The organism is Hymenobacter aerophilus DSM 13606 (assembly GCF_000382225.1).
GTDB lineage: Bacteria > Bacteroidota > Bacteroidia > Cytophagales > Hymenobacteraceae > Hymenobacter > Hymenobacter aerophilus.
The window spans coordinates 176,361-191,168 of record NZ_KB907805.1 but is presented as its reverse complement, the minus strand read 5'-3'; the positions used below and the strand labels follow the sequence as shown (position 1 = coordinate 191,168).

At 63.0% G+C, this 14,808-nt stretch carries 17 protein-coding genes; 14 read left to right on the top strand and 3 right to left on the bottom strand.

Annotated features, from left to right (window positions below; all coding sequences use genetic code 11):
- Positions 1 to 246, bottom strand: a 246-nt coding sequence (locus H145_RS23220; RefSeq protein WP_026351307.1) for a transposase, incomplete at its 3' end; no start/stop codon positions are given.
- Between the two features lie 39 nt (positions 247 to 285).
- Here H145_RS23220 and H145_RS0106620 point away from each other — a divergent pair.
- From H145_RS0106620 to H145_RS0106595, 6 genes are all read left to right on the top strand, one after another.
- A complete protein-coding gene (locus tag H145_RS0106620; RefSeq protein WP_019947356.1) occupies positions 286 to 996 on the top strand; it encodes a DUF5694 domain-containing protein in 711 nt (236 codons plus the stop codon).
- Between the two features lie 126 nt (positions 997 to 1,122).
- Positions 1,123 to 1,824, top strand: a complete 702-nt coding sequence (locus H145_RS0106615) for a head GIN domain-containing protein (protein ID WP_019947355.1) — start codon at positions 1,123 to 1,125, stop codon at positions 1,822 to 1,824.
- A 217-nt stretch (positions 1,825 to 2,041) separates the two neighbouring features.
- Positions 2,042 to 3,418: a sigma-54-dependent transcriptional regulator gene (locus H145_RS0106610; protein WP_019947354.1), complete on the top strand. Its 1,377-nt coding sequence runs from the start codon at positions 2,042 to 2,044 to the stop codon at positions 3,416 to 3,418.
- A 125-nt stretch (positions 3,419 to 3,543) separates the two neighbouring features.
- Positions 3,544 to 4,842, top strand: a complete 1,299-nt coding sequence (locus tag H145_RS0106605) for a sensor histidine kinase (protein WP_019947353.1) — start codon at positions 3,544 to 3,546, stop codon at positions 4,840 to 4,842.
- A 58-nt stretch (positions 4,843 to 4,900) separates the two neighbouring features.
- Positions 4,901 to 5,242 carry a thioredoxin family protein gene (locus tag H145_RS0106600; RefSeq protein ID WP_019947352.1) on the top strand — a complete coding sequence of 114 codons (342 nt, stop codon included), beginning with the start codon at positions 4,901 to 4,903 and terminating at the stop codon, positions 5,240 to 5,242.
- Positions 5,243 to 5,265: 23 nt separating this feature from the next.
- On the top strand, positions 5,266 to 6,024 hold the full coding sequence (locus tag H145_RS0106595) for a YdcF family protein (protein ID WP_019947351.1): 759 nt from the start codon (positions 5,266 to 5,268) through the stop codon (positions 6,022 to 6,024).
- A 122-nt stretch (positions 6,025 to 6,146) separates the two neighbouring features.
- Here the strand turns inward: H145_RS0106595 and H145_RS0106590 are convergent, their stop codons facing one another.
- On the bottom strand, positions 6,147 to 7,511 hold the full coding sequence (locus H145_RS0106590; RefSeq protein WP_019947350.1) for an NAD-dependent succinate-semialdehyde dehydrogenase: 1,365 nt from the start codon (positions 7,509 to 7,511) through the stop codon (positions 6,147 to 6,149).
- A 323-nt stretch (positions 7,512 to 7,834) separates the two neighbouring features.
- On the opposite strand from H145_RS0106590, the gene H145_RS0106585 reads away from it, so the two are divergent.
- The 8 genes from H145_RS0106585 (at position 7,835) to H145_RS20250 (ending at position 13,413) form a co-directional block, all read left to right on the top strand.
- Positions 7,835 to 8,395, top strand: a complete 561-nt coding sequence (locus H145_RS0106585) for an RNA polymerase sigma factor (RefSeq protein ID WP_033425981.1) — start codon at positions 7,835 to 7,837, stop codon at positions 8,393 to 8,395.
- Positions 8,396 to 8,397: 2 nt separating this feature from the next.
- On the top strand, positions 8,398 to 9,306 hold the full coding sequence (locus H145_RS22615) for an anti-sigma factor (RefSeq protein WP_019947348.1): 909 nt from the start codon (positions 8,398 to 8,400) through the stop codon (positions 9,304 to 9,306).
- A gap of 128 nt (positions 9,307 to 9,434) precedes the next feature.
- On the top strand, positions 9,435 to 9,977 hold the full coding sequence (locus tag H145_RS0106575; RefSeq protein WP_019947347.1) for a heme NO-binding domain-containing protein: 543 nt from the start codon (positions 9,435 to 9,437) through the stop codon (positions 9,975 to 9,977).
- A gap of 91 nt (positions 9,978 to 10,068) precedes the next feature.
- Positions 10,069 to 10,404, top strand: coding sequence for an arsenosugar biosynthesis-associated peroxidase-like protein (locus H145_RS0106570; RefSeq protein ID WP_019947346.1), 336 nt, complete (start codon positions 10,069 to 10,071; stop codon positions 10,402 to 10,404).
- Between the two features lie 78 nt (positions 10,405 to 10,482).
- Positions 10,483 to 10,875 (top strand): GxxExxY protein, encoded by a 393-nt coding sequence (locus tag H145_RS0106565; protein WP_019947345.1) that lies wholly within the window; start codon positions 10,483 to 10,485, stop codon positions 10,873 to 10,875.
- 108 nt (positions 10,876 to 10,983) lie between these two features.
- On the top strand, positions 10,984 to 12,033 hold the full coding sequence (gene arsS, locus H145_RS0106560) for an arsenosugar biosynthesis radical SAM (seleno)protein ArsS (protein WP_019947344.1): 1,050 nt from the start codon (positions 10,984 to 10,986) through the stop codon (positions 12,031 to 12,033).
- Positions 12,034 to 12,125: 92 nt separating this feature from the next.
- Positions 12,126 to 12,716 carry a rhodanese-like domain-containing protein gene (locus tag H145_RS0106555; RefSeq protein ID WP_019947343.1) on the top strand — a complete coding sequence of 197 codons (591 nt, stop codon included), beginning with the start codon at positions 12,126 to 12,128 and terminating at the stop codon, positions 12,714 to 12,716.
- A 55-nt stretch (positions 12,717 to 12,771) separates the two neighbouring features.
- Complete coding sequence (locus tag H145_RS20250) at positions 12,772 to 13,413, top strand: TIGR04282 family arsenosugar biosynthesis glycosyltransferase (RefSeq protein WP_019947342.1); 642 nt, start codon at positions 12,772 to 12,774, stop codon at positions 13,411 to 13,413.
- Here H145_RS20250 and H145_RS0106545 read toward each other — a convergent pair.
- A complete protein-coding gene (locus H145_RS0106545) occupies positions 13,410 to 14,744 on the bottom strand; it encodes a glycosyltransferase 87 family protein (protein WP_019947341.1) in 1,335 nt (444 codons plus the stop codon). The genes H145_RS20250 and H145_RS0106545 overlap by 4 nt on opposite strands.
- Between the last annotated feature and the right edge of the window lie 64 nt (positions 14,745 to 14,808).

The window sequence follows — 14,808 nt, the reverse complement described above, 5'->3', positions numbered from 1 at the left end:
AGCCGTTGCCTTTTCCCACACGCCCTTGTCGCGCCAGCGGGCAAAGCGCACGTACACCCGGTGCCAGTGGCCAAACTGCGCCGGCAGGTCCCGCCAGGGAGCTCCCGTGCGGCCCAGCCAAAGCACCGCTTCGACAAATCCGCGCGTGTCGGCAGCGGTGACCCCGCAACTCCCGGCTTGCCCCGGTAACAAAGGAGATAACTCGGCCCACATCTTGTCCGTCAATAGCGTGCGGTCTGCATTCATAGTCGATCAACAACTCCGTAATTGAGAACAGTTCCTAAGGTGCGGGCGCAGCTGGCCAAGTTTCGGCCCGAGGTGATTTTGCTGGAAGCCGAACCTAAAGAGCAGCCGCAGATAGATAGCCTGTATGCCTTGTATCAGAAAGGAACTCTGCGGCTGGAAGACCTGCCATTTGGGCGTGGTGAGCGGTACCAGATTGGGTTCGCGCTGGCCCGGCAACTCGGGCTGCCCAGCCCCAAGGGTGTCAATTACTTTACCTCAACGTCGCAAAGTCTGCTGAACAGTGGCACCAACATCGAAGCCTACACGCGGGACTTGCGGTTGTTGCAGACTACTTCCCGGCCACTAAGGGCCTCCGTGCAAAAGGACAGCCTTTCGCTCTACGATTACCTGGCGCTGGCCAACCAGCCCGAGCTGATTGGCTTGCTGCACCGCATGCAGTTCAATACCCCGGCTCAGGTGATGAACGGTAATTTCGCCGTGGGCGGCACTAATACGGCCGATTTGGGTAAGGTGGACACCGAATATATCGGAGCTCACTTCATCACCTTGTTTTACAATCGCAACCTCAAAATCTATTCGAATATTCTGCGGGCACAACAGCAAACTCGGGCCAAGCGGGTGATGCTGCTGTTCGGCCTGGCCCACGTGGGGGTGCTGGAAGAACTGTTTGCAGCCAATCCGGACTATGAGGTGGTGCATGCCGCGAAGTATCTGAAAACCAATAAGAAAAAGCTGTTGCGCTTAAAATAAGTGAGCCCGCTGGTCGGCCAGCTTGCTCCATCTGCCAGAATAGTACACCGGAACAGAAAGCCAGGCAACCAAAACCAGCCGCCGCGCATCTGCCCCAACATCATCCATCTTTTCAAGCTCCTTCCTATGAAAAACCTGCTCACCCTCGCCCTACTCTGGCTGCTGGCCCTGGTACCCGCCCTGGCCCAATCGGCCGCCGAAACCCGCCCGCTGGCCCCGTTCACAGCCATCGAAGTCAGCAACGGCATCGAGCTGAATCTGACCACCGGCGCCCAGCGCGTGGAGGCCACGGCTGAAACGGCCGAGTTGCTGGCCCGCCTTAAAACCGAGGTGCGCAATGGCGTGCTCAAAGTGTATTTCGACCGCGAGAAGGACGAGCAGCAGGGCCGCAAAAGCTACGTCCGCACCCTGCACGTCGAAGTAGCGGCTCCGCTCATCAATAAGCTCAGCGGCAGCAGCGGCGCCAAACTGACCGTGCCCGGCCCCTACGCCACCGACAAGCTGGCCGCCGACCTCTCGTCGGGGGCCTCGTTGGTAGCCGATTTTCGGGCCGCCACACTCGACCTTGACCTGAGCAGCGGCGCCACGGCCACGCTTACCGGTAAGGCGAAGGAGCTGAAAGTGGACGTGTCGAGCGGGGCTGAGTTCAAGGGCCGCACCCTGGAGGCCGCCGCCTGCGAGGCCAGCGCCAGCAGCGGCGGCAGCATCGCCGTGAACGTGCAGGAAAATCTGCAGGCCAATGCCAGCAGCGGCGGCGGCGTCAACTACAGCGGCCCGGCCAAAGTGCGCAAAACCACCAGCAGCGGCGGCAGCGTGCGCAGTCGGTAAATTATTCGCCGGCTCGTTCAACGTCGCGCCTCACCCCCCGGCCCCCTCTCCGAAAAAGGAGAGGGGGAGCCACGGCAACTCTTTCGGACAATAACGCTAACCATTCGTTGAACGCACCCCCTCTCCTTTTTCGGAGAGGGGGCCGGGGGGTGAGGCGCACCGTGGAAGGCGACCACAACTGGTCGTAAAAGGCCCAGAGCCTATCTAAACAACCCCTATGATTCTACTCGTTGACGACGATGTGGCCGTGCGAACTTCGCTCGGCCTGCTGCTGAAGCAGGCCGGCTACCAGACCCAGGCCGTGCCCGGCGCGGCCGAAGCCCTGGTCGCCGCCGAAACCACCTTGCCCCAGCTGGTGCTGCTGGATATGAACTTCGCGCTGGACACCAGCGGGGCCGATGGGCTGCAGCTGCTGGCCGAGTTCAAGCGGCGCTTCCCGGCCTTGCCCGTCGTGCTGCTGACGGGCTGGGGCAGCATTGCGCTGGCCGTGGAGGGTATGAAGGCCGGGGCCGCCGAGTTCCTGACCAAGCCCTGGAACAACGAGCATTTGCTGAGTACCATAGAAACTGTGCTGGCCCTGCACGCGCCCGAACCGGCCACCGAAACCGCCCTTACCCGCCGCCAGCTCGATGCCCGCTACGATTTCGGCGCCATTGTGGGTCAGGATGCGGGCCTGCTGCACGTGCTGCGGCAGGTGGGCCAGGTGGCGGCCACCGATGCCTCGGTGCTCATTGAGGGCGAGTCGGGTACGGGTAAGGAGCTGATTGCCGAGGCGTTGCACCGCAACAGCCCGCGCCGCCGCCAGCCGTTTGTGAAGGTGAATCTGGGCGGCATTTCGGCCTCGCTGTTCGAGAGTGAGCTGTTCGGCCACCGCCGCGGGGCCTTCACCGATGCCAAAACCGACCGCGTGGGCCGCTTCGAGCTGGCCCAGGGCGGTACCATTTTTCTGGACGAAATCGGCGAGCTGGACCTGGCCTCGCAAGTGAAGCTACTGCGCGTGCTCCAGGACCGCACCTACGAGGTGCTCGGCGACAGCAAGCCCCGCCGCCTCGACATCCGGGTGGTGTGCGCCACCAACCGCCGCCTGGCCGAAGAGGTGCGGGCCGGCCGCTTCCGCGAAGATTTGTTCTACCGCATCAACCTGCTCACGCTGCGCCTGCCCGCCCTGCGCGAGCGGCCCCAGGATATCGGGCTGCTGGTGCGCCATTTCGTGGAGCAGCTGCGCACGACTTACCTGCGCCCGGCCCTGCAGGTGGGCACCCGGGCCCTGCACTGGCTGCAGGAGCAGCCGCTGCCCGGCAACATCCGCGAACTGAAAAACGTGGTGGAGCGCGCCGTGCTGGTTTCAAGCCACGACGAGCTGACGCCCGACGACTTCCAGGCCCAAAATTTCGCCCTAACCGCGGCTGCAACTTCCGGCGAGTTGCCCGCTCCCGGCACCATGACGCTAGATGAAGTAGAGGAGCAGATGATTCGGCGCACGCTGGTCCACTACGAGGGCAACCTGAGTCGCGTGGCCCGCGCCCTGGGCCTGAGCCGCGGCGCGCTGTACCGCCGGCTGGAGAAGTACGGAATTGAGGTAGTGGGGACGTAAGGCATCAGAGAAAGTCTGTCATCCTGAGCGGAGCGAAGGACCTTGCACCATCATTACGGCTGGTGATGCAAGGTCCTTCGCTCCGCTCAGGATGACAGTATATTCACCCCAATTTTCCACCACCCATGTCCCTGCGCGTCAAATTCCTGCTGTTCGTGGTGCTGATTCATGCGGTGCTGATTGTGCTGGCGGCGCAGTTCATGCGCACCAACGCGCCGCTGTTTGTGGGGCTGGAGGTGCTGCTGCTCATCAGCATCGGGCTCACGGTGCAGCTGTACCGGGGCTTTGTGCGGCCGTTTGAGCTGATTGCGGCGGGCACGGCGGCCATGCAGGCCCAGGATTTCTCGCTGAAATTTGTGCCCGTGGGCCAGCGCGAAATGGACCAGCTGATTACCGTCTATAACCAGATGCTCGATGCGCTGCGCCGCGAGCGGGTAGGGCAGCACGAGAAAAGCCACCTGCTCGAAAGCCTGATTCAGGCCTCGCCGGCGGGCGTGCTGCTGCTTTCGTTTGAGGGCGAAATGGTGGGCGTGAATCCGGCCGCCGAGCGGCTGCTGGGCCGGCCCGCCGCCGAGCTGCTGGGCCAGCGCCCCGCCAATTTGCCCGGCGAGTGGGGCGCGGCCCTGGACCGGCTGCGCGAAACCGAGCCCCAGGTGGTGCGCCTCTCGGGCCTGCACACCTACCGCGCCAGCTGCTCGCACTTCCTCGACCGCGGCTTTTCGCGCCGGTTCATCGTGCTCGAAGAGCTGACCCGCGAGTTGATGGCGCAGGAAAAACAGGCCTACGAGCAGCTCATCCGCATGATGTCGCACGAGGTCAATAACTCCATCGGGGCCATCAACTCGCTGCTGCACAGCTTCCGGCACTACGCGCCCCAGCTCGCGGCCGCCGACCAGCCCGATTTTCGCGAGGCCCTGGAGGTGGCCATCCAGCGCAATACTAACCTGGTGGAGTTTACGGCCGGTTTCGCTCACCTCGTGCGCCTGCCACCCCCGCGGCCCCAACCCACCGATGTGCACGAGCTGCTGCGCCACCTGGCCCGGCTGCTGCACCTGCCCGCCCAGGCCCGCCACATCCAATGGCACACCGAACTGGCCGAAGAGCCGCTGCTGGTCAGCCTCGATGCCCAGCAGCTGGAGCAGGCGCTGCTCAACATCGGCAAAAACGCCCTCGAAGCCTGCCCCGAAAACGGCAACGTGTGGGTCAGCACCCAGCTCAGGCCGCCCCGGCTCGTCATCGAAAACGACGGCCCCGGCCTGAGCCCCGAGGTGCAGCGCCGCCTGTTCACGCCCTTTTTCAGCACCAAGCGCGACGGCCAGGGCATCGGCCTGCTGCTCACCCGCGACATTCTGCTCCAGCATAATTTCCGCTTCAGCCTGGCCACCGAAGCCAGCGGCCGCACCGCGTTTACGATTTGGTTTTGAAGAAGTCCTGAGATGATGGAATGACGTTCTTCCGTCCTCCAGCCCTTACCTTTACCGCATGAAAATTATTGATACGAACGACGAGGGACTGCGCACCCTTATTCACGACTATCCGCGGGTAATTGCCAAGTTTACGGCCGAAGATTGCGCCGTCTGCAAGCTGCTGGCGCCGCCCTTCAATAAGTTTGCGCTGGAAGACGAATACGAGCATACGCTGTTTCTGCGCCTCGATGTAAACGAAAACCCGGTGGCCCGCAAGCTGATGGATACCCGCGTGGCGCCTTTTTTCGTGACGTATTGCCGCGGCCGCCTCAGCGAGTGCGACACGCTGACTACCGAAGAGGGCGTGCAAACCATGCTGCAACACCTACAAACCTGCACCGATACCGCTGCTGAATAGGACGAAGCGAACTGCACCGGCTCATGTTCTTTCTGCTTTCCAAGCTGCTCGATTTCCTGCTTTCGCCGGCCCTCTGGATTGTGGGGCTGCTGCTGGCGGGCCTGCTGTGGCGGCGGCGCCGGCTGTTGTGGGCTTCTACGGGGCTGCTGCTGCTCTTTACCAACCCGTTTCTGGCCAATGAGGCCCTGCTGGCCTGGGAGCGGCCGCCCGTTACGCTCCAACAGCTCGGCACCGGATACGACGCAGGCATCCTGCTTACCGGCATCACCGACGTGCACAAGTCGCCCCACGACCGGGTGTACCTGAGCGCTGGGGCCGACCGGCTGGTGCACACGCTCTGGCTCTGGCGGGCCGGCCGCATCCGCCGCATCATCATCTCGGGCGGCTCGGGCGCGGCCTTCGATTCGGTGGCCCGCTCCGAGGCCCAGGCCCTGCAGACGCTGCTGCGCCTGGCTGGCGTGCCCCGGCAAAGCATTCTGCTCGAAACCCGCAGCCGCAATACCCACGAAAACGCCGTTTTCACCAAAGAGCTGCTGGCCCAACACCCCGAAATCCGGCGCACCGTGCTCATCACTTCCGCCTTCCACATGCGCCGGGCCGAAGGCTGCTTTGCCAAAGTCGGCCTGCACCCCGCCACGTTCCCGGCCGCCTACTATTCCGTCGACCGGCGTTACTCGCCCGCCTCGCTGCTGCTGCCCGCCGAGGAGCCGCTGCGCCTGTGGGCCATCCTGCTGCACGAAATGGCCGGCTATGCCGTGTATAAGGTGCTGGGGTATCTGTAATAGATGAGATGGTGAAATAGTGAAATGGTGAGTTGCTGTTTCAGAAGACCTGACTGCGCTATTTTGCGCAATCAAGCCTTCTGAAACAGCAACTCACCATTTCACTATTTCACCATCTCACCTTACGCCACCCACACCGTTTTCTGGTTGACGAACTCGCGGATGCCCAGGTGCGACAGCTCGCGACCGTAGCCCGATTTCTTGATGCCGCCGAAGGGCATTTCGGGGCTCGATTTGACGAGGCTGTTGACGAAAACGGCCCCCGCCTGCACCCGGCGGGCCAGCTGCTCGCCGCGCTGCACGTCGCGGGTCCAGACGGAGCCACCCAGGCCGAAGCGCGAGTCGTTGGCCAGTCGGATGGCATCGTCGGCGTCGCGGGCTTCGAGCACCAGGGCCACGGGGCCGAAGAACTCCTCGGTGTAGGCGCGCTGGCCGGGCTGCACGTTGCTCAGAATCATGGGGTCGAATTGGGCACTGCCGACTTCGGGCTGGCCGCCCGCCAGCTCCACTTTCGCGCCCTGCTTCACCGAATCCTCCACCTGCTGGGTTAGCTCGTCGGCTAAGTCGGGGCGGGCCAGGGGGCCGTAGTCGGTGCCTTCTTCGAGCGGGTCGCCGTAGTGCAGGACCTGCAGGTGCTCTTTCATTAGGGCAATGAACTCCTTGATAACCGGTTTCTCGACGATGAAGCGCTTGGCGGCAATGCAGCTCTGGCCCGAGTTAATCATGCGGGCCTGGGCGGCGGTTTTGGCGGCCAGCGGCAGGTCGGCGTCGGCCAGCACCACAAAGGCGTCGGAACCGCCCAGCTCCAGCACGGTTTTTTTGATGTGTTTGCCCGCGGTGGCCGCCACGGCCGCCCCGGCCGGCTCCGAGCCGGTCAGCGTGACGGCCACCACGCGGTCGTCGGCAATGAGCTTATCCACCAAATCGGAGCCGATGAGCAGGGTGCGGAACGTGGCCGGCGGGAAGCCCGCGTCGTGGAAGATCTGCTCCAGCGCCAGCGCGCACTGCGGCACGTTGGAGGCGTGTTTGAGCAGGCCCACGTTGCCCGCCATCAGGGCCGGGGCGGCAAAGCGCACCACCTGCCAGAACGGGAAATTCCAGGGCATTACGGCCAGCACTGCGCCCAGCGGCTCGTAGGCAATAAAGCTGCGCTCAGCCTCGGTTTCAATGAACTCATCGGCCAGAAATTCGGCGGCCCGGTCGGCGTAGAAGTCGCAGCACAGGGCGCACTTGTTGGCTTCGGCGCGGCCGTCGGCCAGGGGCTTGCCCATTTCGATGGCCATGAGGCGGGCCAGCTCGCCGGCCCGCTCGCGCAGCAGGTCGGCCGCGCGGTGCATCAGCTGGGCGCGGTGCTCAAACGAAGTCGTGCGCCACTCGGCAAAAGCGGCGTGCACTTCGCCTACTATTTGCTCGGTTTGGGCCCAGCTGAAGGCATCGAACTGCCGCTCGGTGCGGCCGGTGTAAGGATTGAGGGAGGCAATGGACATACAAGCAGAACAGTAGGGTGGAGGAGATGCCGGCCGGCCACAGGGCCGCCGCCGGCTGGTAAGAAGAAAAGGAATTTCAATAAGTAATTGGTAAATAAGCCACTGGCTGATATGTTTGCCAGCCGGGGCCCGCTGCCGAAGGCTTGGCTGGCCCGGCAACTTCCGGGGCCCGCCGGGCGTACGCAAGGCAAACTACCGCTTACCTGTTCCGGCGCAACGCTTTTTCGGCTCTGAGCCCGGCGAATTGTCGGTTTATGCCGTACTTTCGCTTCATCTGCCGGACTGGCTGTGCTACGCCTTTCCACCGTCCTTAGTTGCTGCTTGTGCCTGCTCCTCCTCCCGATTCCGTTGCCCTGGAAACCGAACTGCTGCTCGTGCAACGCCTGCGCGACCGCGACGAAGGGGCCATGACCATTTTCTACGATAAATATTCGGCCGCTCTCTACGGTGTGATTCTGCGCATCGTCAAGAAAGAGGAAACGGCCGAGGACGTGCTGCAGGAGGCGATGGTGAAAATCTGGCATTCCTTTCCCTCGTACGACGCCGGCAAGGGCCGTTTGTTTACCTGGGTGATGAATGTGAGCCGGAATCTGGCCATCGATAAAATCCGTTCCAAGCAGTACCGCGTAGGTAGTCGCACGCAGCCGCTGGAGGATAGTTCGGCGGCCCTGCGTCTGGCCGCCGATTCCTCTTTCCGGCCCGAACACATTGGCTTGCAGGAAATGACGCGGCAACTGAATCCGGATCAGCGCCAGATTGTGGACCTGCTTTATTTCGGCGGATTTACGCAAAGCGAAGTGGCAGAAGAACTCAATCTGCCCCTGGGAACGGTGAAAACCCGCGCCCGGGCGGCCATCAAGGTACTCTCTAAACTGGTCCGGTAATCATGGACGTGCAGCACTACATCGAATCGGGCATCCTCGAAGAATACGCCCTGGGCGTGCTCAGCGCCGATGAACGCGCCGAAGTCGAGCAGGTGGCCGGCCACGAGCCGGCCGTAGCCCGCGAGCTGGCCGCCATCGTCAGCGGCCTCGACGCCTACGCCGAAGCGCACGCCGTAACGCCGCCCGCCGCCCTGCGCGAGCGGGTTCTGCAGGCCTGGGAAGACTCCATCCGTGAAACCGAACCGGCCGCTACGCCGGTGGCCGCCCCGGCCATGCCCGCCGCCCCGGCGGCCCCCCGCATGACTGTTGCGCCAACCGAGCCGGCCGCAGCTTCGGTGCCGGCCGAAGGCGAAGCCGTGGTGCGCCAGTTGCCGGCCGCCGCCAGTGCCGGCCGCACCCGCTGGCTGATTGCCGCTTCGATTGCGCTGCTGCTGGTGAGCGGGCTGGGCAACTACCTGCTGTATAACCGGCTCAAGAAAACCGAAAACTCGCTGGAACTGGCCCAGGCCGAGCAGTCGCGCTACGCGGCCACCCAGCAGGCGGCCCTCAATGAGCGCGACCAGCAGCTGGCCATTCTGCGCAACCAGTCGTTTAAAGCCGTCGAGTTGAAGGGCACGCCCAAGGCGCCCGAGGCGCTGGCCCGCGTGTACTACAACGCCAGCACCAAGGCCGTGTACGTGGATGTGCGCAACCTGCCCGCCCTGCCCGAAGGCAAGCAGTACCAGCTCTGGGCCCTCGACAACGGCCAGCCCGTAGATGCCGGCATGCTGAACACCGACACCGCCACCGGCGACAGTATTCAGCAGATGAAAAACATTGCCAGCGCCCAGGCCTTTGCCATGACGGTCGAGGACATCGGTGGCAAACCCGCCCCAACCATGAGCACGCTCACGGTGATTGGCAACATCTGATGATAATTAGTAATTAAGAATTAGTAATTAAGAGTTGATTCTGTGGTTACAGGGTGTCCTTTTGGCAATCACCTTGTTTCCAGCGAATAATTCTTAATGGCTAATTCTTAATTCTTAATTAATTCAAAGTGCACGGTACCATTTTCACGCTTCTCAAGCGCTACGTTCAAACCCAGTACGACCACAGCGCCTGGGTGCGGCTGCTGGAAGCCTCCGGCCTGTCGGCGGCCGAATTCAACCACAAAAGCGTGTACCCCGACGAGCACATGTACCGGCTCATCGGCGAAGCCGCCACCATGACCGGCCTTTCGGCCGACGAGCTACACGAGAAGTTCGGCGAGTATCTGGTGCCCGACCTGATGTACATGTACCAGAAGCTGCTCGACCCCAACTGGACGACGCTCGACATGCTGGAGCACACCGAAAACACCATGCACCGGCAGGTGCGCGCCGAGCACGCCGAAAACAACCCGCCGGTGCTGCACGTCACGCGCCTCTCGCCCGACGAGCTGTTCATCGATTATGTGTCGGGGCGGCGGATGGGGGCGCTGGCCGTGGGCATGGTGCGCGGCGTGGCCAGCTACTACAACGAGGCCGACCGCATCGAGGTGGAGCCCACGACGAGCGAAAACGGTGAGCACGTCCGCATTCGGGTGCGCCGGATTGGCTAACGTAGCCGGCGGCTGTTAACTGAACCGTTGGCCGGCCGGCGGGTTGTACCTTGACGGCTTTCTTCTCCCACTCACTTTTTGCGCTTTCCGCATGGATTCCACCTACTACAACCCCGCCGACCTGGCCAAATTCGGCAACATCACAGAGTGGCAGCCCGAAATGGGCAATAAGTTTTTCGCCTACTACGCCGAGGTGTTCAAGGACGGCGCCCTGACCGAGCGCGAAAAAGCCCTGATTGCCCTGGCTGTAGCCCACGCCGTGCAGTGCCCCTACTGCATCGATGCCTACACCACCGACTCGCTGCAAAAAGGCGCCGATGAGGCCCAGATGATGGAAGCCGTGCACGTAGCCGCCGCCATCAAGGGCGGAGCCGCTTTGGTGCACAGCGTACAGATGATGAACAAAGCCAAAGAGTTGAGTATGTAAATCACTGATTTTCGCTGATTAATCGTGATTTCACTGATTTCTATGTTCCTGATTTAGGACGTTGATTTAGTAGCTGATATGATTGATGAGCGTTATGCGCATTCAGCTCTGACGGAGAATATTATTGGGTGTGCTATGCGGGTGCATAGTGCATTGGGTAATGGATTTCCGGAGGTTGTGTATCAGCGGAGCCTGGCCCTGGAAATGACTGCTTCGGGCCTGCGTTTCCAGCGGGAGTTGGACCGCGCAGTGTATTACCGGGATGAAGTGGTGGGAACCAGGCGAGTTGACTTTTTAGTGGAGAATGCAGTGCTCATCGAGCTGAAAGCTACCCACGAGCTCACCGAACTGCACCACGCTCAGCTCATTAATTACCTGACTGCCTTTCGGCTCACCACCGGGCTGCTCATCAACTTCGGCGAGAAGAGCCTCCGCTATAAACGGTTCATCAAAACTCACCCAGCAAACTAAAGGGCGTCTCCAGACGGTCAAAAAATCAGCGCAATCACGATTAATCAGCGAAAATCAGTGATTAAAGAATCAACGCAATCACAGTTAATCAGCGAAAATCAGCGATTTATGAAATCTCTTCAGGCCCGCCACGCTCCTCTTTCTGATACCGGCTACCAGCTGACGGTGCTCACCGAAGCCGAGGCGGCGGGGGCGCGGCTGCCGGCGTTCGGGCAGAAACTGCGCGAAGCCGGGCTGCTGCCGCTCCGGCCCACGGCCCTGCAAACCATGCAAATCAATGTGGGGCGCATGTGCAACCAGGTGTGCAAGCACTGCCACGTCGATGCCGGGCCTGACCGCAAGGAAATCATGACCCGCGAAACCATGCAGCAGTGCCTCGATGCGCTGGCGCAGACCGATATTGCGGTGGTGGACCTGACGGGCGGCGCGCCCGAGATGAATCCCGATTTCCGCTGGCTGGTAGAGCAGATTTCGGCCCTGGGCCGCCGCACCATAGTGCGCTGCAACCTCACCATCATCGTCGCCAACAAGAAGTACTACGACCTGCCGGAGTTTTTCGCCCGGCACAACGTAATGGTGGTGTCGTCGTTGCCGCACTTCTCGGCCGGCCGCACCGATGCGCAACGCGGCGAGGGCGTGTTCGAAAAGTCGATTCGGGCGCTGAAAATGCTGAACGCCGTGGGCTACGGCCAGCCCGATTCGGACCTGACCCTGGACTTGGTGTACAACCCCTCGGGGGCGTTTCTGCCCGGCTCGCAGGCCTCGCTGGAGCGCGAGTTCAAGCAGCGGCTGGGGCGCGAGTTCGGCATCGTATTCAACAACCTGCTCACCATCACCAACCTGCCGGTGAGCCGTTTTCTGGAGTACCTGCTTGAAAGCGGCAACTACGAAAAGTACATGCAGCAGCTCGTAGACGCCTACAACCCTACGGCGGCGGCCAACGTGATGTGCCGCAGCACCCTGAGCGTCGGCTGGGACGGCCAGCTCTACGACTGCGACTTCAACCAGCAGCTCGATTTGCTGGTCAGTGGCACGGCCCCCAAGCACATCCGCGACTTCGACGCGGGGCTGCTGCAGGACCGTAACATCGTCATCAACCAGCACTGCTACGGCTGCACGGCCGGGGCCGGCTCCAGCTGCGGCGGCGCCACCACGTAGGCCGGCGCGCGGGGCCTGCTGAACCGCCGGGCGCTGGCGGTTTGTTGCGTGGTAGCCCGCTGCCGGGGCTTCCCACAACTTATTCGATACCTATGCGACGCGTTACTTTTCTGGTTGAACAGCTGCTGCGCGGCCGCCGGCTGCTGGCGCTTGGGCTGCTGGTGCTGCTGGCCGGCACCGTAGCCTGCGGTCAGCAGCGCCCCGCCGCCGACCATTCCAGGTCGGCCTACGACCGGATGCTAAGTTTGCTCTACAAAAACACCGTGCCCACCATTCAGCCTAAGGCCCTGGCCACGCTGCTGCATGAGGAGCCGGTAAGTGGCCGCGGCAACGTGCTGCTGCTCGACACCCGCAGCCCGGCTGAGTACCAGGTCAGCCACCTGCGCGGCGCCCGTTTTGTGGATTTCGACAGCTTCCGAAAGCTCGATCTGAAGGACGTGGCCCGCACCCGGCCGGTGGTGGTGTACTGCACGGTGGGCGCCCGCAGCGAGCAGGTGGGCACGTGGCTGCGCGAGCAGGGCTTCCGCGACGTGCGCAACCTCTACGGCGGTATTTTCCAGTGGATGAACGACGGTCAGGCAGTGGTAAACGCCCAGGGACCCACCACCGATGTGCACCCGTACTCGGTGCTGTGGCGCCCCTGGCTGAAAACCGGCAACCCGGTGTACGAGGCGAAAAAGTAAGTTGACTTACGCCTCTCGGCACATTTCTCCACGCACTTACTGAGCTATTTACCCGTTGAATTCGCTTATCATCTTTGCCCGGCACCCCGAGCTCGGGCGCGTAAAAACCCGGCTGGCCGCCGGCATCGGCAGCGAGGCGGCGCTGGCTGCCTACCGGACGCTGCTGACCCACACCCGCGCCGTGGTGGCGCCGCTACCAGTGCACAAAACGGCCTGGCTGGTCGGGGAAAACAGTGCTACGGCGGCCGCCAACTGGACTGGTTTCGAGCAGCTTCCGCAACCCGCCGGCGACCTGGGTCAGAAAATGCAGGCCGCGTTTACGCATGATTTCGCCCGTCCCGTCGAAGCCGCCGTCATCATCGGTACCGACTGCCCGGGCCTGCTGACGGCCCATCTGGAGGAAGCCTACGCGGCCCTGCAAACCCACGACCTGGTACTGGGGCCGGCTGCTGATGGCGGGTATTATCTGCTGGGCATGAATCGGCTGCATCCTGAACTCTTCGCCAACAAGCCCTGGAGCACCGCCACCGTGCGGGCCGAAACCCTGGCCGACGCCGCCCGGCTGAACCTGCGGGTGCACCTGCTGCCCGAGCTGCAGGACTTGGACACGGTGGACGATTTGCGCAGCTGGCACCAAAACCCGGCTTCGGCCACCGGCCCCGCACTGCCCCACGCTCCGCAGCAGCCGGCCCGCTAAACCACTGAAGTTTCCGAAACTTCCGGCCCTCGGAGTCGGCCCTGCCGGAAATCGAGCAGCAGCACGGCCAGCACCACGCCATACTCCAGGGCCACCAGCCCCAGACTTTCGGTGTAGGCCGTGGTCCGGTAGGCGGCGTACGACAGCCCAATCATGCCCGACCACACCAGCGCGTAGCGAGCCCGCGTGAAGCAGCTCAGCAGCACCAGCGGCGCCAGGTACCACGGATGCACAGTAGTGGCCAGCAGAAAATACAACGTAAGCAGCAGCAGCAGCGCCCGCGGCAGCGTGGCCCAGGTGGGGCGCCGCTCGGTGGCGGCTAGCAGCAGTCCGCCCGTAGCCGTCAGTAGTGCCAGCGCAGGCCCAAGCAGGGCAATCTGGTTGTAGCCTGAGAGCCACTGTCCGGCCGCCCGGGCCAGGTAATATATGCTGGCGTTGAACTCGAAGGAGCGGAAGTACAGGTTCAGGCTACGCCCGATGTTCTCGACCAACTCCAGGCTCAGAAACGGCATAAACAACGCCGCCAGCACCACCGCCAGCGCCAGTCCAAAGCGGAGTAGCCGGGGCCACGGCAGGCGGCGCAGCAGCAGCGGCAGCACCAGCAGCGGCAGCAGCTTCGTAGCCACGGCCAGCGCCAGTGCGGCGCCGCCCGCCGCCGCTCGGCCCCGCGCCAGCAGCCACAGCATCAGTAGCAGAAAGCAGCCCACCAGCCCCTCGAAGTGCAGGTTGCCGGTCAGCTCCACCATAACCAGCGGATTCAGCAGGTACCACAGCGCCCGTTTTGGCGGCTGCCCGAACTGCCGCAGCAGCGCCAGCAGCAGCCCGGCCGTGGCCGCTTCGGCCAGCAGCAACAGCACCCGCAACGCCACCACAAAGCCGCGCTCTGAATCCGGAAACAACCACGCGGCCAGCCCGAATACCGCCTGATCGACGGGCGGGTACACCGAGTAGTAGTGGGGCGAGTTGAGGCGGGGGTAGATGGTTGCCAGTTGTTGATTGTGCGTTTCCGCTGCTGAATTAGGGCCCGTCAGCTCGTCCGGGCGGTAGCGGTAGGGGTTCTGGCCCTGACTGAGCAACAGGCCGTCCCAGCGGAAGCGGTGGTAGTCGTCGGACAAAGCAGGCAGGGCGGGCAGCCAAAGCAGGCGCAGGAGTAGCGCCGCCAGCAGCCCCTGGCGCAGCGGCAGGCCCGTTTTCAGCAGCCAGACATACAGCCCGAACGCCAGCACCAGCAGCCCCGCCAACTGCCCAAACGCCGGCCGCGGTGTCGCGTACGCCAGCAGCCCGTAGGCGGCGGCGCTCAGCAATAGGGCGGCGAGGTGGGCGGGTTTCATATTGAGAGACTGAATTGGTAAAGGAGCGTCATTCAGAGCGAAGCGAAGAATCTTGCTCGGGCTG